Below are 23,903 nucleotides of genomic sequence, written 5' to 3'. Positions count from 1 at the left end.
TTCTGTGCGCTCGGTCCGGGAGCTCATGCCCCTGCCGGACCTGCGTCGGAAGGCGGCACGCCCGCCGCCACAGCACGGCCGCCGACCTGGGCCCATCGGGTTGCGTGGCCCTCCGATCGGCGGTCGCTGAGTGTGACCTTCACCGCCCCGGCCCCGGGGGACTGTGCAGCCTGGTTACCCGCAAGTAGCATGACTGCAGCAAGCGCACGCTTAGCCGTGTGCCCGCAGCAGTGCCACCCCGCACCCTGGAGGAGAGCCATCGTGCCTCGTACCGTCAGGGACGTCGTCTTCGTCGACGGCGTCCGCACCCCGTTCGGCAAGGCGGGCCCGAAGGGCATCTACCACGAGACCCGCGCCGACGATCTCGTCGTCAAGGCCATCCGGGAGCTGCTGCGGCGCAACCCGGCGCTCGACCCGAAGAAGATCGACGAGGTCGCCATCGCCGCGACCACACAGATCGGTGACCAGGGCCTGACCCTCGGCCGCACCGCGGGCATCCTCGCCGGGCTGCCGCAGTCCGTGCCGGGCTACTCCATCGACCGCATGTGCGCCGGTGCCCTCACCGCCGTCACGAGCGTCGCCGGCTCCATCGCCTTCGGCGCCTACGACGCCGTCATCGCCGGCGGTGTCGAGCACATGGGCCGTCACCCCATGGGCGAGGGCGTCGACCCGAACCCCCGCTTCGTCAGCGAGAAGCTCGTCGACGAGTCGGCCCTCTTCATGGGCATGACCGCGGAGAACCTGCACGACCGCTACCCGCACATCACCAAGCAGCGCGCCGACGAGTACGCCGTGCTCTCGCAGGAGAAGGCCGCCAAGGCGTACGCCGACGGCAAGATCCAGCAGGACCTCGTGCCGGTCTCCGTGCGCCGCACCAACCCGGAGGCCGGCGAGACCGGCTGGGGCCTGGTCACCGCCGACGAGCCGATGCGCCCGGGGACGACCCTGGAGAGCCTGGCCGGTCTGAAGACGCCGTTCCGCGTCCACGGCCGCGTCACCGCCGGCAACGCCGCGGGCCTCAACGACGGCGCCACCGCGTCGATCATCGCCTCCGAGGACTTCGCCCGCGAGAACAACCTCCCGGTCAAGATGCGCCTCGTCTCGTACGCCTTCGCGGGCGTCGAGCCGGAGGTCATGGGCTACGGCCCGATCCCGGCGACCGAGAAGGCCCTCGCCAAGGCGGGCCTCGCGATCGAGGACATCAACCTCTTCGAGATCAACGAGGCGTTCGCCGTCCAGGTCCTGGCCTTCCTGGACCACTACGGCATCGCCGACGACGACGCGCGCGTCAACCAGTACGGCGGCGCCATCGCCTTCGGTCACCCGCTGGCCTCCTCCGGCGTGCGTCTGATGACGCAGCTCGCGCGGCAGTTCGAGGAGCAGCCGGAGGTCCGTTACGGCCTCACCACGATGTGCGTCGGCTTCGGCATGGGCGCCACGGTCATCTGGGAGAACCCGCACCACAAGGACGCCGGAGGCAGCAAGTGAGTACTACCGCTGAGCTTTTGAAGGGTGCGGCCGAGCTGTTCCCGGACGAGGTCGTCACCCAGGCGCACGTACGCCACCTCGACCTGCCGGGCGGCGCCGGGCGCTTCGCGCTCATCACGCTGGACAACGGCCTGGACCACACCAAGCCGACCACCTTCGGCCCCCAGTCGCTGGCGAACCTCAACACCGCCGTCGACCAGGTCGAGAAGGAGGCGGCCGAGGGCACGGTCGTCGGTGTCGGCATCACCGGCAAGCCGTTCATCTTCGCCGTCGGCGCCGACCTCAAGGGCGTCGAGCTGCTCAAGCGCCACGAGGACGCGCTCGCCATCGGCAAGGGCGGCCACGACGTCTTCAAGCGCCTCGCGGGCCTCGCGGTCCCGACCTTCGCGTACTACAACGGCGCGGCCATGGGCGGCGGTGTCGAGGTCGGTCTGCACTGCACCTACCGCACCGTCTCCCAGGCGATCCCGGCGTTCTCGCTGCCCGAGGTCTTCCTCGGTCTCGTCCCGGGCTGGGGCGGCTGCACGATCCTGCCGAACCTGATCGGCGCCGACCGCGCGGTCTCGGTCGTCATCGAGAACTCGCTCAACCAGAACAAGCAGCTCAAGGGCAAGCAGGTCTTCGAGCTCGGCATCGCCGACGCGATCTTCGAGGGCGCGGACTTCCTGGAGCAGTCGCTGCTGTGGACCGCCAAGGTCCTCACCGGTGAGATCGCGGTCGAGCGCGCCGACATCGACCGCGGCGAGGGCTGGGACGCGGCCGTCGCACGCGGCCGGTTCATCGCCGACTCCAAGGTGCACGGTGCGGCCCCGGCCGCGTACCGCGCCCTGGACATCATCGAGGCGGCCAAGGACGGCGACCTGCAGAAGGGCTTCGACGCCGAGGACACGGCCCTGGCCGACCTCATCATGGGCGGCGAACTGCGCTCCGGCATCTACGCCTTCAACCTGGTGCAGAAGCGCGCCAAGCGCCCGGCCGGCGCCCCGGACAAGTCGCTTGCCCGCCCGGTCACCAAGGTCGGCGTCGTCGGCGCCGGCCTGATGGCCTCTCAGCTGGCGCTGCTGTTCCTGCGCCGCCTTGAGGTGCCGGTCGTGCTGACCGACATCGACCAGGAGCGCGTCGACAAGGGTGTGGGCTACGTCCACGCCGAGATCGACAAGCTGCTCGGCAAGGGCCGCATCAACCAGGACAAGGCCAACCGCCTCAAGGCCCTGGTGACCGGTGTGCTCGACAAGGCCGAGGGCTTCGCGGACGCGGACTTCGTCATCGAAGCCGTGTTCGAGGAGATGAGCGTCAAGCAGACGGTGTTCGCCGAGGTCGAGGCGGTCGCCCCGGCGCACGCGATCCTCGCCACCAACACCTCGTCGCTGTCGGTCAGCGAGATGGCCTCCAAGCTCAAGCACCCGGAGCGTGTGGTCGGCTTCCACTTCTTCAACCCGGTCGCGGTCCTGCCGCTGCTGGAGATCGTCCGCGGCGAGCAGACGGACGACGCGTCGCTGGCCACCGCGTTCGGCGTCGCGAAGAAGCTGAAGAAGACCGCGGTCCTCACCAAGGACGCCCCGGCGTTCGTCGTGAACCGCATCCTGACCCGCTTCATGGGCGAGATCCAGAACGTCATCGACGAGGGCACCCCGGTCGCCGTCGCCGAGAAGGCCGTCGAGCCCCTCGGTCTGCCGATGTCCCCGCTGGTCCTCCTGGAGCTCGTCGGCCCGGCCATCGGACTTCACGTGTCCGAGACCCTCAACCGGGCATTCCCGGACCGCTTCAAGGTCTCCCCGAACCTCAAGGCGGTCGTCGAGGCGGGCAAGCGCGGCTTCTACGTGTACGACTCCGGGAAGCCGGAGCTGGACCCCGAGGTCGCGGCGCTGCTCAAGCAGGGCGATGTCGTCCTGACGGAGGAGCAGGTGCGCGCCCGTGTCCTGGACGCGGTGGCGCAGGAGATCGGCCTGATGCTGGACGAGGGCGTCGTGGCCGAGGCGCAGGACATCGACCTGTGCCTGATCACGGGCGCCGGCTGGCCCTTCCACCTGGGCGGCATCACGCCGTACCTGGACCGTGAGGGTGTGTCGGAGCGCGTGAACGGCAAGCGGTTCCTGGCGCAGGGCATGGCCAGCGTCCCCGCGTAACACTGTCGGACGAACGGGCCGTACGGATCGATTCCGTACGGCCCGTTTCGTGTGTCCGTGGCTGTCGCAGGGAGGCGGCATCCGCCGGGACCCGCTCGTGTCAGACGGTCGCCCACCCGCCGAGCAGCAGACCCGACGCCGTGGTGTCCTGCCGCGCCACCCGCAGGCGGCCGTCCGGGTCCAGCGACGCGACGACCAGCCTGCCGTACGCGTCGACGGCTGCTGCCGGTTCGCCGACCCCCTGTCCGCCCGTACGCTCCCAGCACAGGTCCGCCGGTTCGTGTTCCGTCGGGTACGCGGCGATCGCCGTGTCGCCCTCGGCCGCGCGCTGGACCAGCACCGTGCAGTCGTGTCCCTCGACCGGGGCCCGTGCGAGCGCGGCTCCCGCCGACCCGGCGCCGCCGATCCGTGTCCGGGCGCCGTCCGTCCGCAGCGCCCACAGCGCTCCGTCACGGGAGTCCGGGCCGTACACCGTGACGTGGCCGTCGCCGGTCGGCTGGGCCGCGAGGGCCGATCCGGGCGCCAGGAGCAGCGGCAGGGGTTGCGGGGCGCGGACCAGACCGCCTCCCTCGGGCGCGCGGTGCCAGCGCAGCACGCCCTGGGCGGCCGGGGCGAAGAGCTCGGGCCCGCCCTGGTCGTCGAGCACGGCGGCGAGACCGTCGGTCACCCCCGTGCCCTGCCGGTCGGTCCACCCGCCCCAGGAACCGTTCCTGGCCTGCGAGCGGGAGCTGACGCCCCGTCCGAAGTTGCGGGCGAAGATGTGCGGGCAGCCGTCGCGGTCCACGACGACGGCCGGGACGCCGACCTCACGACCCCTCACCGGGTGAGTGCCGTTGGGGTTGCCGAGGGACCGCCACGGGCCGACGGGCCGGCCGCTCTGGTACTGCACCGCGTGCATGACCTCGACGAGGGCTCCCCCGTCCGGATCCGGTGTGCGGCGCAGCGAGACGAGGTGGACCCAGCCCTCGGGGCTCTGCGCGACGGAGAGGACCGGGAGCAGGGACGGTGTGTCGGGCGAGCGCCATGCGGTCCAGCCGGGGCCGCCGGGCGTCTCCTCGGTCCAGCGCACGAAGCCGCCGCCCACGGCGGCGTAGGCGGTGAGCCGCCCGTCGGTGCCGCGGGTGAGCCGCAGACGGCCGCCCGGGTACCGGTTCACCGGGGGGCGGGGCTCCTCCGGCTTGTCGCACGGTGCGGCGGCGCGGAAGCACTCGACCACGAGCCCGGCGGTACCGGGCCGGCCGGACCGCAGCCGTACGGCTTCGAGGACGGCCTCCGCGACGGCTGTGTGCTCGGGGTGATCGGCGTACGCGGCCTTCTCCCCGTCCCAGCCGGTGTGCTCGGGATCGGGGTCGGTGGTGCGGAGCACCGCCGCCGGGAACCGGTCCAGCAGCGCGGCGGCGAGGCGGGCGCCTTCCTGCCCGGCGCCGGGCGCGAGCAGGCGGGCCGCCTCGGCGAAGCAGACCTCGACGCGGGAGGCCGTGGAGAGGGTGTGGATGTCCAGGGGCGTGCCGTCCGGCAACCGTTCGGCGTTGCGGCTCCAGCCGCCGCCGGCGCCCAGCGCGTCGAGCAGTACGGTGCGCTCCGCGTCGTCGCCGGGTGCGAGGCAGACCACGGTCAGCGGGCGTCCGGCGAGGGCGCGGCCGACGTCGGCCCCGGTGAGGGACAGGGCGTCGGCGGGATGGGCGACGACATGGAGGTCACCGCCCCGGCCGTCGGCAGCCTCCTGGACGCCGTCACCGGCGGAGTCATGACGCGGCGCGGTCTTGCGCCGCCCCCGGCCCGCCGGCCGGCGCTCTTCTCTCGTGGCCCGCCCCACCTGCTCACTCCCCACCTTGTCGTTCACCGGACGGTCACATTACACACGTCCGCGTGTCCCCCTTCCGTCGAGCGGGAAACCGTCTCCGGGACGCTCACGGTCACGCAGCGCGCGCTCGTCGCGGAGACCCTGCGCGGCCGGCCGGCCTCGCCGAGGCCCCCGTGCCGCCCCGGCAACCCCGGGCACCCCCGCGGCCAAGCGGTCCTCGCCCCAGGGCGGCTGACGCCCCCTCGGGCAGCGTGGCCGTGCGAGGCTGAGGCGATGGAGACCCTTCTCGTCGTGGACGGCGCCAATGTCGTCGGATCGGTTCCGGACATGTGGTGGCGGGACCGGCGCGCCGCCGCGCTGCGGCTGCGCGACGCGCTGGCGGCACCCGGCGGGCAGTGGGCCGTGACGGGGCCGGTCGAGGTCGTCCTGGTCGTCGAGGGGGCCGCGCGGGGCGTCGCGTCGGTGCCGGGGGTCCGGGTCGAGTCCGCGGCCGGCAGCGGCGACGACCTGATCGCCGAACTGGCGGCAGGGGCGGCCGCCGCCGGCCGGCCCTGCGTGGTGGTCACGGCCGACCGGGGCCTCAGGGAGCGCGTGTCGGCCACCGGAGCGGCCTGCGCCGGCCCCCGCTCGGTGCGCCGCACCCCCTAGGACCGGCGTCCACCCGGGACGTTCTCCGGCCCCGTACCCCCCAGGGGGCGTACGGGGCCGGGGAGCTGCGGAGCCGTCAGAACGTGGCGTCCTTGCCGAGACGGCCGAGACGGCTGTTCCTGCGCCCGTACACGGCGTACACGACGATGCCGATGGCCATCCAGACCGCGAAGCGGAACCACGTCTCGGCCGGCAGGTTGAGCATGAGCCAGACCGAGGCGGCCACGGACAGGATCGGGACGAGCGGGACCAGCGGCGTGCGGAAGGCGCGCGGCAGGTCCGGGCGCGTACGGCGCAGGATCATCACGCCGAGCGCGACGACGACGAAGGCGAAGAGCGTGCCGATGTTCACCAGCGTGGCCAGCTCGTTGATGCTGGTGAAGCCGGCGACGACGGCGATGACCACGCCGAGCAGGATCGTCGGGCGATACGGGGTGCGGAAGCGCGGGTGGGTCACGGAGAAGAACCGGGGCAGCAGGCCGTCGCGGCTCATCGCGAAGAACACCCGGGTCTGGCCGAGCAGCAGGATCATGCACACGGTGGTGAGGCCGACGGCCGCGCCGAAGCTGATGACACCGCCGTAGAACGGATGGCCGACCGACTTGAAGGCGTCGGCGAGCGGGGCGCTGACCGACAGTTCGCTGTAGTGCTGCATACCGGTGACCACGAGGGACACGGCGACGTAGAGCACGGTGCAGATGAACAGCGAGCCGAGGATGCCGCGGGGCATGTCGCGCTGCGGAAGCCGGGTCTCCTCGGCGGCGGTCGCCACCACGTCGAAGCCGATGAAGGCGAAGAACACGATGGAGGCGGCCGTGAAGATGCCCATCACGCCGAAGTTCGTGGGCGCGTAGCCGAAGATCAGCTGGACCAGGGGCGCGTCCCAGCCGGATCCCGAGATCTGGCCCTGCGCATCGGGGATGAACGGCTCGTAGTTGGCGGCCTTGACGAAGAACAGGCCCGCGACGATGACGATCAGGACGACGGTGACCTTGATGGCGACGACGATCGCGGTGATCCGGGCCGACAGCTTCATGCCCACCACGAGGATCGCGGTCAGTACCAGGATCAGCAGGAACGCCAGCAGGTCGAAGGTGCCACCGGGCACGTCGGGGCCTTGCAGCGCAGCGGGCAGATGCCAGTCCACGTTGTCCATCAGCGAACGGACGTAGCCGGACCAGCCGACGGCGACGACGGCGGTGCCGAGCGCGAACTCGAGCACCAGGTCCCAGCCGATGATCCAGGCGGGCAGTTCGCCGAGCGAGGCGTACGAGAAGGTGTACGCCGAGCCGGCCACCGGGACGGTGGAGGCGAACTCGGCGTAGCACAGGGCCGCCAGGGCGCAGACGACGCCCGCGGCGACGAAGGCGAGCGCTGTCGCCGGGCCCGCCGTCTCCTTGGCGACCTTGCCCGTGAGGACGAAGATGCCGGTGCCGATGATGACACCCACCCCGAAGACCGTGAGGTCCATGGCGGAGAGGGATTTCTTGAGTGCGTGCTCCGGCTCCTCCGTGTCCCTGATCGACTGCTCGACCGTCTTCGTACGGAAGACACCGCTGTTACTGCCCGCGGGGTCTGTCTCTGTGCTCACCGCTGCACCTCCACGCTTGTCGTCCCCGCCATGATCGGGACGGTGGGTGGTCCACGGAGAGCCGTAACGGACGGAGTTCAACCGAATGGGCCGGAGGGACCACCCTTACAGGGTGACCTTCCGGCCCAAGATCGGCATGTTCTGCACACGATCGGTCCCATATGTCCACACACCTGGCGCGTGCGCGGGGCGCGGTGACCGGGCGTCCGGAAACGCCCGGCCGGTGCGCCGAGCGTGTCAGTCGCGGGCGGGCTCGACCGCCTCGCTGTCGATGCGGCCGTCCAGCCGGGAGACGAGTCCGGTGACCTGGCGGGCGATGTCCGGCGCGGTCAGCCCGATCTCCGCGAGGACCTCCTTGCGGGAGGCATGGTCGAGGAAGCGCGGCGGAATGCCGAAGTCGCGCAGCGGTACGTCGACGCCCGCGTCGCGCAGGGCCTGGGAGACCGCGGAGCCGACGCCGCCGACGCGGCTGTTGTCCTCGACGGTGACCACCACGCGGTGCCGGTCGGCGAGCGGGGCGAGCGCCTCGTCGACGGGCTTGACCCAGCGGGGGTCGACGACGGTGGTGGAGATGCCCTGGGCGTCCAGCAGATCGGCGATCTCCAGGCACATGGGGGCCAGCGCGCCGACGGAGACCAGCAGCACGTCAGGCCGCTCGCTGTCGGCGTACCGCAGGACGTCCATGCCGCCGACGGTGCCGACGGCCTGCACGGCGGGGCCGACGGCGCCCTTGGAGAAGCGGACCACGGTCGGGGCGTCGTCGACCTCGACGGCCTCGCGCAGCTGGGCGCGGACCTGGTCGGCGTCGCGCGGGGCGGCGATCCGCAGGCCGGGCACGACCTGAAGGATCGACATGTCCCACATGCCGTTGTGGGAGGCGCCGTCGGTGCCGGTGACGCCGGCCCGGTCGAGGACGAACGTCACACCGCACTTGTGCAGGGCGACGTCCATGAGGACCTGGTCGAAGGCGCGGTTGAGGAACGTCGCGTAGACGGCGAAGACGGGGTGCAGACCGCCGGTGGCGAGGCCCGCCGCCGACACGGCGCCGTGCTGCTCGGCGATGCCGACGTCGTAGACGCGCTCGGGGAAGGCCCTGGCGAACTTGTCCAGCCCCACCGGCTGCAGCATCGCGGCCGTGATGGCGACGATGTCCTCGCGCTCCCTGCCGAGCTTGACCATCTCCTCGCCGAAGACCGAGGTCCAGTCGAGGCCCGAGCTGGAGATGGGCAGACCGGTGTCGGGGTGGATCTTGCCGACGGCGTGGAAGCGGTCGGCCTCGTCCGCCAGGGCGGGCTGGTAGCCGCGGCCCTTCTCGGTGAGGCAGTGCACGATGACGGGGCCGCCGAAGCGCTTGGCGCGGGCGAGGGCGGACTCCAGCGCCTCGATGTCGTGGCCGTCGATCGGGCCGACGTACTTCAGGCCGAGGTCCTCGAACATGCCCTGCGGGGCGATGAAGTCCTTCAGGCCCTTCTTCGCACCGTGCAGCGTCTCGTAGAGCGGCTTCCCGACGACCGGGGTGCGCTCCAGGATGTCCTTGCCGCGGGCGAGGAAGCGCTCGTAGCCGTCGGTGGTGCGCAGGGTTGCCAGGTGGTTGGCGAGGCCGCCGATGGTGGGGGCGTAGGAGCGCTCGTTGTCGTTGACGACGATGACGAGCGGGCGGTCCTTGGCCGCGGCGATGTTGTTGAGCGCCTCCCAGGCCATGCCGCCGGTGAGCGCGCCGTCGCCGATGACGGCCACGACGTGGTCGTCCTTCTTCAGGACCTGGTTGGCCTTGGCGAGACCGTCGGCCCAGCCGAGGACGGTGGAGGCGTGCGAGTTCTCGATGACGTCGTGCTCGGACTCCGCCTGCGACGGGTAGCCGGACAGGCCGCCCTTCATCTTCAGTTTCGAGAAGTCCTGGCGCCCGGTCAGCAGCTTGTGCACATAGCTCTGGTGACCGGTGTCCCACAGGACCTTGTCCTTCGGGGAGTCAAAAACCCTGTGCAGAGCGATGGTGAGCTCGACCACGCCCAGGTTGGGACCGAGGTGCCCGCCGGTCTTGGAGACGGCGTCCACCAGGAAGGTCCGGATCTCCGCGGCCAGCTTCTCCAGCTGCTCAGGGCCGAGCCGGTCCAGGTCGCGCGGTCCCTTGATACGGGAAAGCAGATCCCACCCGTCGCCCACCACCGCTCGTGTGGGACGCGCTTCGCGCGGCTGCGTCACTCTGCCTCCTTGCTTCGAGCTGCGTTCGAGCTGATCGAGCCCTGCCGATTGCCCGAGTCTAATGTTCCGAACCCGATCTTCGACGCGAGGCCGTGCGTTGTCGGTCACGCCGCCGGCCGCACGCAGCAGTGCCCGGCACCGCCGCGCGGTGCCGGGCACTGGGCGCCGGGTCAGGCGCGACCAGCGGTCTTCTGCGTCTTGCGGGTGATCGAGTCGATCACGACCGTGGCGAGCAGCACACCGCCGGTGATCATGTAGACCACGGGTGTCGCGATGCCCTCCAGGGCCAGGCCGTACTGGATGGAGACGATCACCATGACGCCCAGCAGGGCGTTCCAGGTGCGGCCGCGGCCGCCGAAGAGGCTGGTGCCGCCGATGACGGCCGCCGCGATGACGTTCATCAGCAGGTCACCGGTACCGGCGCTCTGGTTGGCCGCCGCGATCTTGGAGGCCCAGAACAGACCGCCGACCGCCGCGAAGAACCCGGCCAGCGCGAAGACGGAGATCCGCACCGCGGTGACGTTGATACCGGCACGGCGGGAAGCCTCGACGCTGCCGCCCAGCGCGAAGATCTTGCGACCGTAGGCCGTACGGCGGAGCACGAAGTCCGTGATCACGAGGACCGCGAGGAACAGCACCAGTGCGAGGGGCAGGCCCTTGTACTGGTTGAACATGGCCGCGGCCGCGAAGGCGACGACGGCGAGCAGCACCGTGCGCAGCACGATGTCGGACAGCGGCCGGGACGGGACGCCCGCCGCCTCCCGGCGGCGGTTGTCGAAGAAGGACGTGACGAAGAAGACGGCCACGGCCACGGCGGCGAGGCCGTAGGCGGCCGCGATGTCCGAGAAGTAGTACGTGGTCAGCTTCCCGACGACGCCGTCGGAGTCCAGGTTGATCGTTCCGGCGTCGCCGAGGAGCTGGAGCATGAAGCCGAGCCAGAACAGCAGGCCGGCCAGCGTGACGGCGAACGCGGGGGCGCCGATCCTGGCGAAGAAGAAGCCGTGCAGTGCGCCGATGGCCGCGCCCCCGGCGAGGGCGACGAGGACGGCGAGCCACTCGTTCATCCCGTGGGTGACGCTCATGACGGCGACGATGGCGCCCGCGACACCGCTGACCGAGCCGACCGACAGGTCGATCTCGCCGAGCAGCAGCACGAAGATGATGCCGACGGCCATCATGCCGGTGCCGACCATGGTGACGGCGATGTTGTTGAGGTTCTCCGCCGAGAGGAAGGCGGAGTTCAGGCTCTGGAAGATGATCGCGATGATCACCAGGCCGAGGACGACCGGGATCGAGCCCAGGTCACCGGCGTGCATCTTCCGCTTGAACTCGGAGACGTAGCCCTTGATGCCCTGCTCGCGCACCAGCAGCCGGGGGTCGACCGCGGTGACCGCGTCGTGCGCGGCGTCCGGGTTGACGACCGGCGCCTCGACGGGGGTGGAGGTCTTCTCGGTGCTCACTTCTGAACCTCCGCGTTGCGCGCCGCACGGCGGGTCACGGCGTTGTCCGTGGCACCGGTGATGGCGGAGATGATCTCTTCCTGCGAGGTCGACTTGACCTCGAAGACGCCATTGTTCCGGCCCAGCCGGAGCACGGCGACCTTGTCGGCGACGGCCTTGACGTCGGCCATGTTGTGGCTGATCAGGATCACGGCGTGGCCGCGCTCCCGCAGCCGCTCGACGAGGTCGAGCACCTGAGCGGTCTGCTCGACGCCCAGGGCGGCGGTGGGCTCGTCGAGGATGACCAGCTGGGGCTCGCCGAGCATCGACCGCGCGATGGCCACGGTCTGGCGCTGGCCGCCGGACAGCGAGGCGATCGGGATACGGACGCTGGGGATGCGGATCGACAGCGTCTTCAGCAGTTCGAGAGCGCGTCGCTCCATCTCGACCTCGTCGAGCACACCGCGCTTGCGGAGCTCGCGGCCGAGGTAGAGGTTGCCGACGACGTCGATGTTGTCGCACAGCGCGAGGTCCTGGTAGACCGTCGCGATGCCGAGGTTCTGGGCGTCGTGGGGGCGGTTGATCGACACGCCCCTGCCCTGCCATTCGATGGTGCCTTCATCGATGGGATGCACGCCGGCGATCGTCTTGACCAGCGTGGACTTTCCGGCGCCGTTGTCGCCGACCAGGGCGACCACCTCACCGGCGTGGACCTCAAGCTCTACGTCGGTGAGCGCCTGGACGGCACCGAACCGCTTGGAGACCCCGCGCAACGCCAACACGGGCGTAGCGGACACGTGAACCATCTCCTTCGCCGCCTGACCGGCGGGGATGCCGCGCCGCGGGGTAGGCGGCGCGGAGGCTGAGCAGAGCAGATATGCGAGTGTTCCGACCGGTGCCCCTCCCGCAGCGGGGGCTGGATGGCGGGAGGAGACACCGGAAGGTTCCGCGGGACGGGACCGTCCCGGACAGAGGCCGGAGCGCCGGGGACCGGTGCTCCGGCGAGCGGCCCAGGGCCTGTCTTCCGGACCGTGCCGGGCTCGGCCCGGTCCGGAAGTGAGGCCCTACTTCAGGCCGAGCTGGTCACACGCGGCCTTGAACTTCGGGGTGCAGATCTCCTGGACGGTGTAGACGCCGTCCTTGATCACCGTGTCCTTGATGTTGTCCTTCGTCAGCGAGACGACCGGGACGAGGACCGACGGGATGGCCTTGTTGGTGGGGCTGTCGACCTTCTCCTTGGCGATCGAGTCGAGCTTCTCGCCCTTGGCGAGCGCCACGGCCATCTCGGCGGCGGCCGCGGCCTCCGGCGCGTACGGCTTGTAGACGCTCATGAACTGCTCGCCCGCGACGATGCGCTGCACACCGGCGAGCTCGGCGTCCTGGCCGGTGACCGGCGGGAGCTTGGTGAAGCCGCCGGCCTTGAGGGCGGTGATGATGCCGCCCGCCATGCCGTCGTTCGCGGAGTAGACACCGATGATCTTGTCCTTGCCGAGGGCAGAGATCGCGGCCTCCATGTTGGAGTTGGCGTTCTCCGGCTTCCACTCCTTGGTGTCGTACTCCTTGCCGATGGTCACCTTGCCGTCGAGCTCGGCGTGGGCGCCCTTCTTGAACAGCGCCGCGTTCGGGTCCGTGATGGCGCCGTTCATCATCACGATCTGGCCGTCCTTGGCCTTGTCGCCGAGGGCCTCCAGCAGGGCCTTGCCCTGGACGTGGCCGACCTCTTCGTTGTCGAAGGAGGTGTAGGCGTCGATCGGGCCCTCCGCGAGGCGGTCGAAGGCGACGACCGGGATGCCGGCGTCCTTGGCCTTCTTGACGCTGCCCGCGATGGCCTTCGAGTCGACCGCGTCCACGATCAGGGCGTCGACCTTGTTGGTGATCATGGTGTCGACCTGCTGCGTCTGCAGCGTGGCGTCCTGCTTGGCGTTGGCGTAGACGACCTTGGCCTTGCCGTCCGTGAGCTCGCTGATCTTCTTCTCGATGAGCGGCTTGTCGAACTTCTCGTAGCGAGCGGTCTGGTTCTCCGGAAGGAGCAGGCCGATCGTGATGTCGTCGCCCTTCTGGGCGGCCGTCTCTTCGGCGGCGTCGCCCGACTCCCCGGCCTGGCCACAGGCGGCGAGCGAGACGGCCATTGCGGTGGCAGCGGCAGCTACGGCGGCACGACGCAGATGTGCGTTCACGATGTAAACCTCCCTGACGAGGCCGCGTCGCTGCGGCCGAGGTGGCTGGAAGTCAACTCGGCCCCGCCGTCAGCGTCAAGGAGTAAATCCTTAACGAGATGACAACGGTGCCATCCGTTATCTAAGTGAAGGCAGGCGCCCGGGTCGGCAACGCGCTCTCCAGAAGGGTCGAATCACCCATTTCACTGAGCACGAGGGCGAGGGCGCCCAGGACCTCGGCTCTTCCGCCGAGCGCTCCCGGCGCCACCGACAGCTGCCGCGCCGCACTGGGGATCGCATACCGGGAGACGGACTCGCGGATGGGTCCGAGTACCAGCTCTCCAGCCTCCGCCAGATCGCCGCCCAGCACCACCCGACTGGGGTTGAGCAGGTTGCACAGGTTGGCCACGCCACTGCCGATGTGGCGGCCCACGTCGGCCACCACACGCCGGCAGCCGGGGTCCCCGTCACGGGCGAGGCGGACGACCTTCTCCATGGTCAGCCCGTCGCCGTGGCTGGGCCTCAGCAGCGGCAGCACGTACCGGGCGGCGGCGAAGGTCTCCAGGCAGCCCCGGTTGCCGCAGCGGCACACGGGGCCCGACTCGTCCAGCGTGATGTGCCCGATCTCGCCCGCGGTGCCGCCGGGCCCGCGGTAGATCTGGCCGTCTATCACCAGCCCGGCGCCGACACCGCTGGCCACCTTGATGTACGCGAGGTCCTTGACCCCGCGTCCGCCGCCCCACACCAGCTCGCCGAGGGCGCCGAGGTTGGCGTCGTTGTCGACGTACACCGGGACGCCCAGGCGCCCGGACAGCTCGTCGCTCGGGTTGATGCCGGTCCAGCCCGGCAGGATGGCGGTGGAGCCGAGCGTGCCGGACTCCACGTCGATGGGGCCGGGCACGCCGAGCCCGACGCCGATGATCTTTCCGGGACCGATGCCCGTCGCCTCCACCAGCCGGTTGACCAGGGCCTCGGCCCGGTCGAACCCCTCGGCCGACGACGCGTCCACGTCCAGCGGCTCGGCCTCCTCCGCCAGCACCTGGTGAGCGAGGTTGCCGACGGCGACCCGCAGGTGGGTGTGGCCGAAGTCGACACCGATCACGATGCCCGCATCACCGCTGAGGGAGACGCTCCGGGCGCGCCTGCCGCCTGCGGAGGTGGGCGTCACCTCGACCGTGCCGCCGTCCTTGAGCTCACGGACGATGTTGGAGACCGTGGCCGCGGAGAGGCCGGTGCTCCTGGCGATCTCCGCCTGCGTGAGCGAGCCGGCCATGCGCACCGCGCGCACGACCCGCTCGAGGTTGGCCCGGTGCAGTGACGTCTGCGATCCCGGAGTCTCCATTGACTCATCCACTCCTGCCCCCGGCGGGCGGTACGACGACCGCCCCCGGCCGGGGCACCGCGAAAGGGAACCCCGACGTCTCTCCAACTTGTGAACCCTAAGCTCAACTCTCGGGGGCCTTTCGCGTCAAGACCTTGAGCAAGGGCGTCACCACCGTCCGCACCGGGCGCGCCAACGCCGGAGCCCCGTTCGACGCGGTGTCGAACGGGGCCCCGACGGGTGCCGCGATGGGCGGTCTGTCCGGTTTCGTTACTTGAGCGTGCCCGCGGTGAGACCGGACTGGACCTGCCGCTGGAAGGACAGGTAGACGACGATCACCGGCAGCATGGCGATCGTCATGCCCGCGAAGATCACCGGCAGGTCGCCCTCGTAGCCCTGCTGCTGGTTCAGCAGCACCAGGCCCTGGGTGAGCACCGAGCGGTCCTTGTCGAAGCCGCTCTGCTGCTGCATCAGGGTCATGGGCAGGATGTACTGGTTCCACTGGCCCAGCACGTTGAAGATGCCGACGCTGAGCAGGCCGGGCTTCGCCATCGGCACCATGACCTGGAAGAAGATCCGGGTGTGGGAGGCGCCGTCGATGACCGCGGCCTCGTGGATGGCCGTGGGCAGCGTCCGGAAGAACGCGTGCATGAAGAAGACGGTGAACGGCAGCGAGTAGGCGATGTAGACCAGGATCAGACCCTGGTACGTATTGAGCATGCCGAGCATGTCGACGAGGAAGTACAGCGGCACGAGGCCCAGGTAGACCGGGAACATCGCGCCGGCGACGAAGAAGTAGTAGAAGAAGCGGTTGCCCGGGAACTCGTAGCGGGCGAGCACGTACGCCGCCATCGCGCCGAGCAGCATCGTCAGCGGGATGGAGAAGGCGAGCACGATCAGGGTGTTGGCGAAGTAGTCGCCGATGCCCTTCTCCCAGGCGCGGCCGAAGGCGTCGAAGTTCCAGTTCGACGGCCACGACCAGGCGCTGGCGCCGATCTCCGTGTCGGTCTTGAAGGAGCCGATCAGCAGCCAGAAGAGCGGCAGCACGATCATCACGGCCCACAGGACGAGGAAGCCGTGGGAGAAGACGTTGAGGACCCTGCCCTCGCCGTCGCCGCCGCCGGATCCGGCGCGGCCGCCCGCACCGTTGTTCGTGGCGCGCGGGGCGGGTACGGCGTCCTTCTCGACGCCGGGGATCAACCGGGTGTTCGACATGGCGTGTTCCCCGCTCAGTATTCGATGCGCTCGCGGCGGCTGGCCCGCAGCGTGACGAGGGACAGGATCAGCGTGAGGACCAGGATCACGACGCCCATGGCACAGGCGTAACCGCTCTTCCCGAAGGAGAGGAAGTTGCGCATCAGATAGGTCGCCATGACCTCGCTGTTGTGGTCGGGGCCGCCGCCGTAGCTGTTGCCCGGTGTCATCACGGAGATGAGGGCGAAGCAGTCCATGGCGAGGATCGCCAGGTACACCCAGGCCGTCTGCACCGTGTCCCACAGCAGGGGCAGCGTGACCCGGAAGAAGGACTGCGTCCGGCTGGCGCCGTCCAGCAGCGCGGCCTCGTAGATCTCCTTCGGCACCGACTGCATCGCGGCGGAGAAGAGCACGAGGTAGAAGCCGACGCCCCACCACAGGAGCACGAAGGCCACGCACCACAGCACGAGATCGGGCTCGTTGAGCCATTCGATCGGGTGCGCGGGGTCGGACAGACCCAGCTTGATGAACACGCCGTTGATCAGACCGGCGACGTCACCGCGGTAGATCGCCCGCCATAGGACGGCGAGGATGGCGATCGAGAGCACGTGCGGGACGAAGAACAGGATCTTGTAGAGCCCCGAGCCCTTCACCCCGCGGATTCCGCCGGAGCCACCCCGCCCGCCCACGTTCACCATGTAGGCGAAGAAGAGGGCGAGCAGGATGGTCGCGATCGGCAGGAAGATCAGGAGCAGGATGTTGTGCCACAGGGCCTTCAGGAACACCTCGTCGGAGAACAGCGCGGTGTAGTTGTCGAATCCGACGAAGCTCATCTCCTGCGACTGGCCCTGCCAGTTCGTGAAGGAGTATCCGAAGGTCTGCAGATACGGCCAGATCATGAAGACCGCGTACAGCACGACCGGAACGATCAGAAATCCGGTGACGAACCGGTACTTTCCCTGTTGCATGGCACCCTGTCCCTGGTTTCCCGGCCTCGGCTACTGACGCTTGTTGTTCTTGCTCGCCGGGTCCTTGGCCGCCTTGTCGACCGCGGCCTGCGCCCGCTTGAGCCATTCGTTCGGCTGGATGCGCTTGGCCATCAGCTCGGCGGAGGCGGTGCGGATGGACTCGTCCATCTCGCTGTACCAGGTGGTGTAGAAGTAGTCGAAACGCTGCTCGACCGGGCAGGCCTCGACTGCCTCGACGGCCGACTTGGTGCCGGGGCGCAGGGTGACGCTCTTGTCGACGCCGTCCTGAAGGATCGTCAGCGAATTGGCCACCTGGGCGAACTTCGTCGACCATTCCTTGGACAGCATCATCCGCAGGAACTCCAGGCCGCCGGCCCTGTTCTTGGCTTTCTCCGGCACGATGTACGGCTCACCCGCGCCGGCCCGGATCGCCTCGAAGGGCAGCTTGCTGTCCGGCAGCAGCGGCATCGGCAGGAACTTCATGTCGAAGTCGGCCGGGGTCTGCTTCAACTGCTCGTTCTCCAGCCAGGAGCCGGAGGGGATGAAGACGGCCTTGCCCTCGTTCCACGCGGTCTGCGACTCGATGTGGTCCAGGGAGTTGGTGCCGGGCATGAGCAGGCCCTTGTCGACGATCTCGTAGATCGCCTCGATGGACTGCTTGGCCACGTCGCTGCCGACGAATGCCTTGGGGTCGAGGTTGTCGATCGCCTTCATGGCCTCCAGACCGCCGGTCTTGGCGATCAGGTCCATGATCATGACGTTGATGTAGTACGGGTGCTTGCCCTGGTGGGCGAGGCCGCCGATGCCGTCCTTCTTGGCCTCCTGCATGATCGCCAGGAAGGCGTCCCACGTCTTCGGGACCTCCCAGCCCTTCTCCTTGAAGAGCTTGCCGGAGTACCACACGCCCCAGACCGTGTAGACGTAGTTGAGCGCGTGCATCTTGCCGCCGATGAAGCCCTTGTCGGCGGTGCCCGGGATCAGGACGTCCTTGACCTTCTTGTTCGGGTCGTCGACCGACGGCGCCTCGAGAAGTTCGGTGAGATCGGCGAGCTGACCGTTCTTGTGCAGCACGTCGAGCTTGATCTGCTGGGCACCGGAGTCGTCGACCACGTCCGGCGGGTTGCCCGCGTTGAAGCGCGGCTGGAGCTTGCCGGTGATCTCCTGCGTGCCCAGGTGGCTGATCTTCGGCCCGTACTTGGCCTTGTAGAGCTTCTCCCACTCGATGGCGTACTGGTCGCCGAAGCCGCCCTTGAAGATGACGACGTCGAGGGTGCCGCCCCTGGCGACGCCGAACGGGTTGTCCTTCGTCACCTCGCCCTTCTGCTTCTCCTGGTCGTCACCGCCACTGCTGGCGCACGCGGACAGGAAACTCATCGTCGGAACGGCGATCAGACCGAGTGCGGCCGACCGCTTGATCAGATTTCGGCGGCTGAGGCCCTCATTGTTCTCGTGGGCGGAGGTGGATCCCATGCTCAAGTCCTCGCCTTCTCCAGGACTCAGGCGGTGTACCGGTCGCCCGTACTGCTCGCCTCAGGCGAAGGGCCCCGTTACCGCGGTCAGTTGCTGTGTTTTCCCGAAGGGAAACCCAGTGAAGCTCGGGTCGTGCACCGGCCGGCAGTGGGAACGGCCCCTTTCACGGCCGCCGGTCCGCGTGGCCCGGCCGCCGGTCGCCCCCCTGCCCGCACCCTGTAACTGCTCTACGGACGCCGACAGGTATAGTCCACTTCCCGCCAAGTGAGCAAGATCGAATGCAAGGTTGGACGGCAGTCTTTCCCGAGTTGAGACCTCACGGATACATAAGCCCCGTGCGCACCCTTACGACCGCTGCAATCTTCGCGGAACAGCCTATTCCGACTGGCCGGCGCCGCCAACACCCTTGACACCGCATGACACTTGCCGCCCTACTGGATCCTGCGCCTCGCGCCTGACAACGTTGTCCAACGCGCCTTCCCCTGGAGGAACGACCCGGGATGCAGCCCAGACTCCGACCTCGGCAGAGACCAGCCCATGCGGTCACCCTCGCGGTGAGCGCCTCACTCCTCATGTTGACGGCTCCCTCCGCTGCCGTCGCCCTTCCCGCGCACCCCGGACAATTCCCCGCCGCGGCCCGGGAATTCACCTCCTCCTTCGAAGCGGAGGAAAAACAGCCCGATTGGCGTAATACCGTCGAAGTCGGTACCGACGGAAAGAAGCGGTCGTCGGGTGTCGACGGCGGATTCTCGAGTGGAATACCGGGCAATGTCACCGACAGGGTGACCGAACTGCGCGCCAGTGGCGAGAACACCGGCGCCGGGGAGACGAAGGAGAATCTCGTCGATCTCCTGCCGGGCAGCAAATGGCTCACCTTCGAGTCCACCGCCTGGGTCGAGTTCGACACCGACGAGCCGGTCAAGGTCGCGACCTACGCGCTCACCTCCGCCAACGACTATGCCGAGCGCGACCCCAGGGACTGGACGCTCAAGGGCTCGGCCGACGGAAAGACGTGGACCGTCCTCGACACGCGTGCGGGCGAGACGTTCGCGAAGCGCTTCGAGACGAAGACGTACGACATCGGCGCGCCGTCCGAGGTGACGGCGTACGCGCACTACCGCCTGGAGATCACGAAGAACAACGGCGCGTCCGGCATCACCCAGCTCGCGGACGTCCAGTTCTCCAACGGCGACACGTCCGCCCCCGTCCCCGACGACATGCGCACCCAGGTCGACCGCGGCCCCAGCGGCTCCCCCACCGCCAAGGCCGGTGCCGGCTTCACCGGCAAGCGGGCGCTGCGCTACGCGGGCACCCACAAGCCGGACGGCCGCGCCTACGCGTACAACAAGGTCTTCGACGTCGATGTCGACGTGCGCCGCGACACCGAGCTGTCGTACAAGGTCTTCCCGGCGATGGCGGAGACCGACCTCGGCTATCCCGCCACGAATGTGGCCGTGGACCTCGCGTTCACCGACGGCACCTATCTGAGCGAGCTGAAGGCCGTCGACTCGCACGGCGGGCTGCTGACCCCGCAGGGCCAGGGCGCCGCCAAACGGCTGTACGTCAACCAGTGGAACGCCGTCGCCTCCGGCATCGGCACGGTCGCCGCCGGCAGGACCGTCGACCGCGTCCTGGTGGCGTACGACTCCCCCAAGGGACCGGCGAAGTTCCAGGGCTGGATCGACGACATCACGATCAGGCCCAAGGCCCCCGAGAAGCGGCTGGAGCACCTGTCGGACTACGCCTCCACGACGCGCGGCACCAACTCCAGCGGCTCCTTCTCCCGCGGCAACACCTTCCCCGCCACCGCGGTCCCGCACGGCTTCAACTTCTGGACGCCGGTGACCAACGCGGGCTCCCAGAGCTGGCTGTACGAGTACGCGCGCGGCAACAACGCGGACAACCTGCCGACCGTGCAGGCCTTCAGCACCAGCCACGAGCCGAGCCCGTGGATGGGTGACCGGCAGACCTTCCAGCTGATGCCGTCCGCCGCGGCGGGCACCCCGGACACCTCGCGCACGGGCCGGGCGCTGCCCTTCCGGCACGAGAACGAGACGGCGCGCCCGCACTACTACGGCGTGACGTTCGAGAACGGCCTCAAGGCCGAGATGGCGCCGACCGACCACGCGGCGATGATGCGGTTCACCTATCCCGGTGACGACGCGAGCGTGCTCTTCGACAACGTCACGAAGCAGGGCGGTCTCACCCTCGATCCGGCGAACCGGTCCTTCACCGGTTTCTCCGACGTCAAGAGCGGTCTGTCCACGGGGGCCACGCGGCTGTTCGTGTACGGCGTCTTCGACGCGCCGGTCACGGACTCCGCGGCCGACGGCGTCACCGGCAGGCTCCGCTTCGACGCGGGCGACGACCGCACGGTGACCCTGCGCATCGCCACCTCGCTGATCGGCGTGGACCAGGCGAAGAAGAACCTCGCCGACGAGATCCCGGCCGGGACCGGCTTCGAGCGCGTACGCGGCAAGGCGCGGGACGCCTGGGACGAGCTGCTGGGCCGGGTCGAGGTCGAGGGTGCCACGCACGACCAGCTGACCACGCTCTACTCCAGCCTGTACCGGCTCTACCTGTACCCGAACTCCGGCTTCGAGAACACCGGCACCCGGCAGAGGCCCAAGTACCGGTACGCGAGCCCGTTCTCGCCGATGCCCGGGCCCGACACCCCGACCCGGACCGGCGCGAAGATCGTCGACGGCAAGGTGTACGTCAACAACGGCTTCTGGGACACCTACCGCACGACCTGGCCCGCGTACTCCTTCCTGACCCCGAAGAAGGCCGGCGAGCTGGTGGACGGCTTCGTACAGCAGTACAAGGACGGCGGCTGGATCTCCCGGTGGTCCTCCCCGGGCTACGCGGACCTGATGACCGGCACCAGCTCGGACGTGGCCTTCGCCGACGCGTACGTCAAGGGCGTGGACTTCGACGCGGAGGCGGCGTACGAGGCGGCGCTGAAGAACGCGACCGCGGTCCCGCCGTCGTCGGGCGTGGGCCGCAAGGGCATGGAGACCTCGCCGTTCCTCGGCTACGCCTCCACCGAGACCCATGAGGGCCTGTCCTGGTCGCTGGAGGGCTACCTCAACGACTACGGGCTCGCCGAGATGGGCAAGGCGCTGTACAAGAAGACGAAGAAGGCGCGCTACCTGGAGGAGTCGGAGTACTTCCTGAACCGCGCGCGCAACTACGTCACGCTCTTCGACTCCGAGGCCGGCTTCTTCCAGGGCCGCAACCTCAAGGGCGACTGGCGGGTCCCCTCGGGCCAGTACGACCCGCGGGTGTGGGGCTACGACTACACGGAGACCAACGGCTGGGGCTATGCCTTCACGGCACCCCAGGACTCGCGCGGCCTCGCGAACCTCTACGGCGGCCGTGCCGGCCTCGGCAAGAAGCTCGACACGTACTTCGCCACACCGGAGACGGCGTCGCCGGAATTCGTCGGGTCGTACGGGTCCGTCATCCACGAGATGACCGAGGCGCGCGACGTGCGGATGGGCATGTACGGCCACTCCAACCAAGTGGCCCACCACGTCACCTACATGTACAACGCGGCGTCCCAGCCGTGGAAGACGCAGGAGAAGGTGCGTGAGGTGCTCTCCCGCCTGTACACCGGCAGCGAGATCGGGCAGGGCTACCACGGCGACGAGGACAACGGCGAGCAGTCGGCCTGGTACCTGTTCTCCGCGCTCGGGTTCTATCCGCTGGTGATGGGCAGCGGGGAGTACACCATCGGCTCTCCCCTGTTCACCAAGGCGACCGTGCACCTCGACAACGGGCGTGAGCTGGTGGTCAGGGCTCCGAAGAACAGCGCCGCGAACATCTACGTGCAGGGCCTGAAGGTCAACGGCAAGAAGTGGGACTCCACCTCCCTGCCGCACGAGGTGGTCGCCGAGGGCGGCACGCTGGAGTTCGCGATGGGCCCGAAGCCGTCCGCCTGGGGCACGGGCAGCAACGCCGCCCCCGTCTCGATCACCCAGGACGACAAGGTCCCCGCCCCGCGGCACGACGTGACCACGGCCGGCGGCCCGCTCCTCGACAACTCCTCGCGCACGTCGGCGGCGTTCACGTCGACCGCCCTGCCGGTGGCGGGCGAGGCGCGGGCGGTGCAGTACACGCTGACGTCGGCGGCGAAGGACAAGGCGCCGACGGCGTGGGCCCTGCAAGGCTCGACCGACGGACAGTCCTGGACGGACCTGGACAAACGGTCTGGCCAGTCGTTCGCCTGGGACCGCCAGACCCGGGTGTTCACGATCGGCGAGCCGGGGGCGTACACGCACTACCGGCTGGTCACGGACGGCGAGGCGACGCTCGCCGAGGCCGAACTGCTCGGGTAGCGGCGGCGGGGCCCGTCGAACTGGCGGACCGCGCCACCGAATTCATGTGTGAATGTCCCATGGAAGGATTAAGGTGATCCTGTGGCTCGCCTCGCCTCGCGAGGCGAGCCACTTCTGTCGAATCTCTCGTTTGGAGAACTACGTGGCCGACCTTTCTGGCCTCAAGCGCGGCCGGGCACGCACCCGCCTCGCTGCCGCGGCGACCGCCGCGGCACTGCTCATCACCGGCCTGGGCGCCTCCGCCGCGTCCGCCGCCGACCAGCCCGTCCCCGGGCCGTCCGCGGCCGCCCAGAACGAGGCCGGCACGCCCGCCTCGGGCACCTTCGGCACGCAGGCCGCGGCCGCCGACGCGCCGGTCAACGCGCTGTACGGCGTCAACAGCGCGGGCGACATGTACGGATACGCACCGAACGGTTCCGGCGGTCTCGACAGCCGTGAACTCGTCGGCTACGGCTGGGACATCATCAAGCACGCCACGCAGGTGGACCACAACGCCGACGGTTCCGCCGACGGCGTGTGGGAGATCAACAACGCCGGCGGCTTCTACTACGCCGCATGGGGCGAGGACCCGATCTCCGTCGGCACCGGCTGGGGCATCTACAACAAGGTGTTCTCGCCCGGCAACCTCGCGGGCGCCGCTGCCGACGACCTCGTCGCCCGGGACGGCTCCGGCACGCTGTGGCTCTACCTCGGCTACGGCGACGGCCGCGTGACGGCCCGCAAGAAGATCGGCACCGGCTGGCAGATCTACAACAGGATCGCGGGCCAGGGCGACCTGACCGGTGACGGCAGGGCCGACATCGTGGCCCGTGACGGCTCGGGCACGCTGTGGCTGTACAAGGGCACCGGCAGCCAGACGGCCCCCTTCGCCGCGCGCACCAAGATCGGCACCGGCTGGAACATGTTCAACGCGCTCGTCTCGGTCGGTGACATCGACCTCGACGGCACGACGGACCTGATCGCACGCGACACGACGGGCGCGCTGTACCTGTACAAGGGCACCGGCAGCGCGACGTCCCCGTTCAAGCCGCGCGTCAAGATCGGCACCAGCGGCTGGAACACCTACCGCCTGCTGTTCTGATCCGGACATGCACCGGGGCCGCACTCCCTTGCCGGGAGTGCGGCCCCTTGCGTTGCGACCGGTCCGTCAGCCGCG

The 23,903-nt window shown here is 69.4% G+C and carries 15 protein-coding genes; 5 read left to right on the top strand and 10 right to left on the bottom strand.

Translation table 11 applies throughout. The features are described 5' to 3' along the window. Positions 1 to 261 precede the first annotated feature (261 nt). A complete protein-coding gene (locus ACF08N_RS21315) occupies positions 262 to 1,488 on the top strand; it encodes a thiolase family protein (protein ID WP_392326203.1) in 1,227 nt (408 codons plus the stop codon). Further along, a complete protein-coding gene (locus ACF08N_RS21310; protein WP_392326202.1) occupies positions 1,485 to 3,614 on the top strand; it encodes a 3-hydroxyacyl-CoA dehydrogenase NAD-binding domain-containing protein in 2,130 nt (709 codons plus the stop codon). The genes ACF08N_RS21315 and ACF08N_RS21310 overlap by 4 nt, the downstream gene beginning before the upstream one ends. A gap of 100 nt (positions 3,615 to 3,714) precedes the next feature. Here ACF08N_RS21310 and ACF08N_RS21305 read toward each other — a convergent pair whose 3' ends face one another. Then, positions 3,715 to 5,457 (bottom strand): hypothetical protein, encoded by a 1,743-nt coding sequence (locus tag ACF08N_RS21305; protein ID WP_392326201.1) that lies wholly within the window; start codon positions 5,455 to 5,457, stop codon positions 3,715 to 3,717. Positions 5,458 to 5,691: 234 nt separating this feature from the next. Between ACF08N_RS21305 and ACF08N_RS21300 the strand changes: the two genes are divergently transcribed. Continuing rightward, positions 5,692 to 6,066, top strand: coding sequence for an NTP pyrophosphohydrolase (locus ACF08N_RS21300; protein ID WP_392326200.1), 375 nt, complete (start codon positions 5,692 to 5,694; stop codon positions 6,064 to 6,066). Between the two features lie 76 nt (positions 6,067 to 6,142). Here ACF08N_RS21300 and ACF08N_RS21295 read toward each other — a convergent pair whose 3' ends face one another. The 9 genes from ACF08N_RS21295 to ngcE form a co-directional block, all read right to left on the bottom strand. Next, entirely contained in the window at positions 6,143 to 7,657 is a 1,515-nt protein-coding gene (locus tag ACF08N_RS21295) for an amino acid permease (protein WP_392326199.1), read from the bottom strand. 237 nt (positions 7,658 to 7,894) lie between these two features. Then, positions 7,895 to 9,802 (bottom strand): 1-deoxy-D-xylulose-5-phosphate synthase, encoded by a 1,908-nt coding sequence (gene dxs, locus ACF08N_RS21290; protein WP_392326272.1) that lies wholly within the window; start codon positions 9,800 to 9,802, stop codon positions 7,895 to 7,897. 227 nt (positions 9,803 to 10,029) lie between these two features. Continuing rightward, a complete protein-coding gene (locus ACF08N_RS21285; RefSeq protein ID WP_392326198.1) occupies positions 10,030 to 11,319 on the bottom strand; it encodes a sugar ABC transporter permease in 1,290 nt (429 codons plus the stop codon). After that, the gene (locus tag ACF08N_RS21280) at positions 11,316 to 12,104 is read right to left on the bottom strand and encodes an ATP-binding cassette domain-containing protein (protein WP_392326197.1); all 789 of its coding nucleotides are present in this window, start codon (positions 12,102 to 12,104) and stop codon (positions 11,316 to 11,318) included. The genes ACF08N_RS21285 and ACF08N_RS21280 overlap by 4 nt, the downstream gene beginning before the upstream one ends. A 258-nt stretch (positions 12,105 to 12,362) precedes the next feature. After that, positions 12,363 to 13,475 carry a substrate-binding domain-containing protein gene (locus tag ACF08N_RS21275; RefSeq protein ID WP_392326196.1) on the bottom strand — a complete coding sequence of 371 codons (1,113 nt, stop codon included), beginning with the start codon at positions 13,473 to 13,475 and terminating at the stop codon, positions 12,363 to 12,365. A 121-nt stretch (positions 13,476 to 13,596) separates the two neighbouring features. Continuing rightward, on the bottom strand, positions 13,597 to 14,796 hold the full coding sequence (locus ACF08N_RS21270; protein WP_392326195.1) for an ROK family protein: 1,200 nt from the start codon (positions 14,794 to 14,796) through the stop codon (positions 13,597 to 13,599). Positions 14,797 to 15,045: 249 nt separating this feature from the next. Next, the gene (locus ACF08N_RS21265) at positions 15,046 to 15,990 is read right to left on the bottom strand and encodes a carbohydrate ABC transporter permease (RefSeq protein ID WP_392326194.1); all 945 of its coding nucleotides are present in this window, start codon (positions 15,988 to 15,990) and stop codon (positions 15,046 to 15,048) included. Positions 15,991 to 16,004: 14 nt separating this feature from the next. Then, positions 16,005 to 16,937 carry a carbohydrate ABC transporter permease gene (locus ACF08N_RS21260; protein ID WP_392326193.1) on the bottom strand — a complete coding sequence of 311 codons (933 nt, stop codon included), beginning with the start codon at positions 16,935 to 16,937 and terminating at the stop codon, positions 16,005 to 16,007. Positions 16,938 to 16,967: 30 nt separating this feature from the next. Further along, complete coding sequence (ngcE, locus tag ACF08N_RS21255) at positions 16,968 to 18,407, bottom strand: N-acetylglucosamine/diacetylchitobiose ABC transporter substrate-binding protein (RefSeq protein WP_392326192.1); 1,440 nt, start codon at positions 18,405 to 18,407, stop codon at positions 16,968 to 16,970. Between the two features lie 500 nt (positions 18,408 to 18,907). Between ngcE and ACF08N_RS21250 the strand changes: the two genes are divergently transcribed. Together ACF08N_RS21250 and ACF08N_RS21245 are read left to right on the top strand one after the other, a co-directional pair. Beyond that, positions 18,908 to 22,747 carry a GH92 family glycosyl hydrolase gene (locus ACF08N_RS21250; protein ID WP_392326191.1) on the top strand — a complete coding sequence of 1,280 codons (3,840 nt, stop codon included), beginning with the start codon at positions 18,908 to 18,910 and terminating at the stop codon, positions 22,745 to 22,747. Positions 22,748 to 22,889: 142 nt separating this feature from the next. Continuing rightward, a complete protein-coding gene (locus ACF08N_RS21245; protein ID WP_392326190.1) occupies positions 22,890 to 23,828 on the top strand; it encodes an FG-GAP repeat domain-containing protein in 939 nt (312 codons plus the stop codon). Positions 23,829 to 23,903: the final 75 nt, after the last annotated feature.

Origin of the sequence: Streptomyces sp. NPDC015127, assembly GCF_043080095.1 — a bacterium.
Classification (GTDB): domain Bacteria; phylum Actinomycetota; class Actinomycetes; order Streptomycetales; family Streptomycetaceae; genus Streptomyces.
This window is presented reverse-complemented; position numbering and strand designations above follow the sequence as displayed.

Coding starts and splice junctions, on each gene's coding strand:
- ACF08N_RS21265 (WP_392326194.1), bottom strand. CDS start 15,990: ATGTCGAACACCCGGTTGATCCCCGGCGTCGAGAAGGACGCCGTACCC.
- ACF08N_RS21280 (WP_392326197.1), bottom strand. CDS start 12,104: ATGGTTCACGTGTCCGCTACGCCCGTGTTGGCGTTGCGCGGGGTCTCC.
- ACF08N_RS21260 (WP_392326193.1), bottom strand. CDS start 16,937: ATGCAACAGGGAAAGTACCGGTTCGTCACCGGATTTCTGATCGTTCCG.
- ACF08N_RS21270 (WP_392326195.1), bottom strand. CDS start 14,796: ATGGAGACTCCGGGATCGCAGACGTCACTGCACCGGGCCAACCTCGAG.
- ngcE (WP_392326192.1), bottom strand. CDS start 18,407: ATGGGATCCACCTCCGCCCACGAGAACAATGAGGGCCTCAGCCGCCGA.
- ACF08N_RS21300 (WP_392326200.1), top strand. CDS start 5,692: ATGGAGACCCTTCTCGTCGTGGACGGCGCCAATGTCGTCGGATCGGTT.
- ACF08N_RS21250 (WP_392326191.1), top strand. CDS start 18,908: ATGCAGCCCAGACTCCGACCTCGGCAGAGACCAGCCCATGCGGTCACC.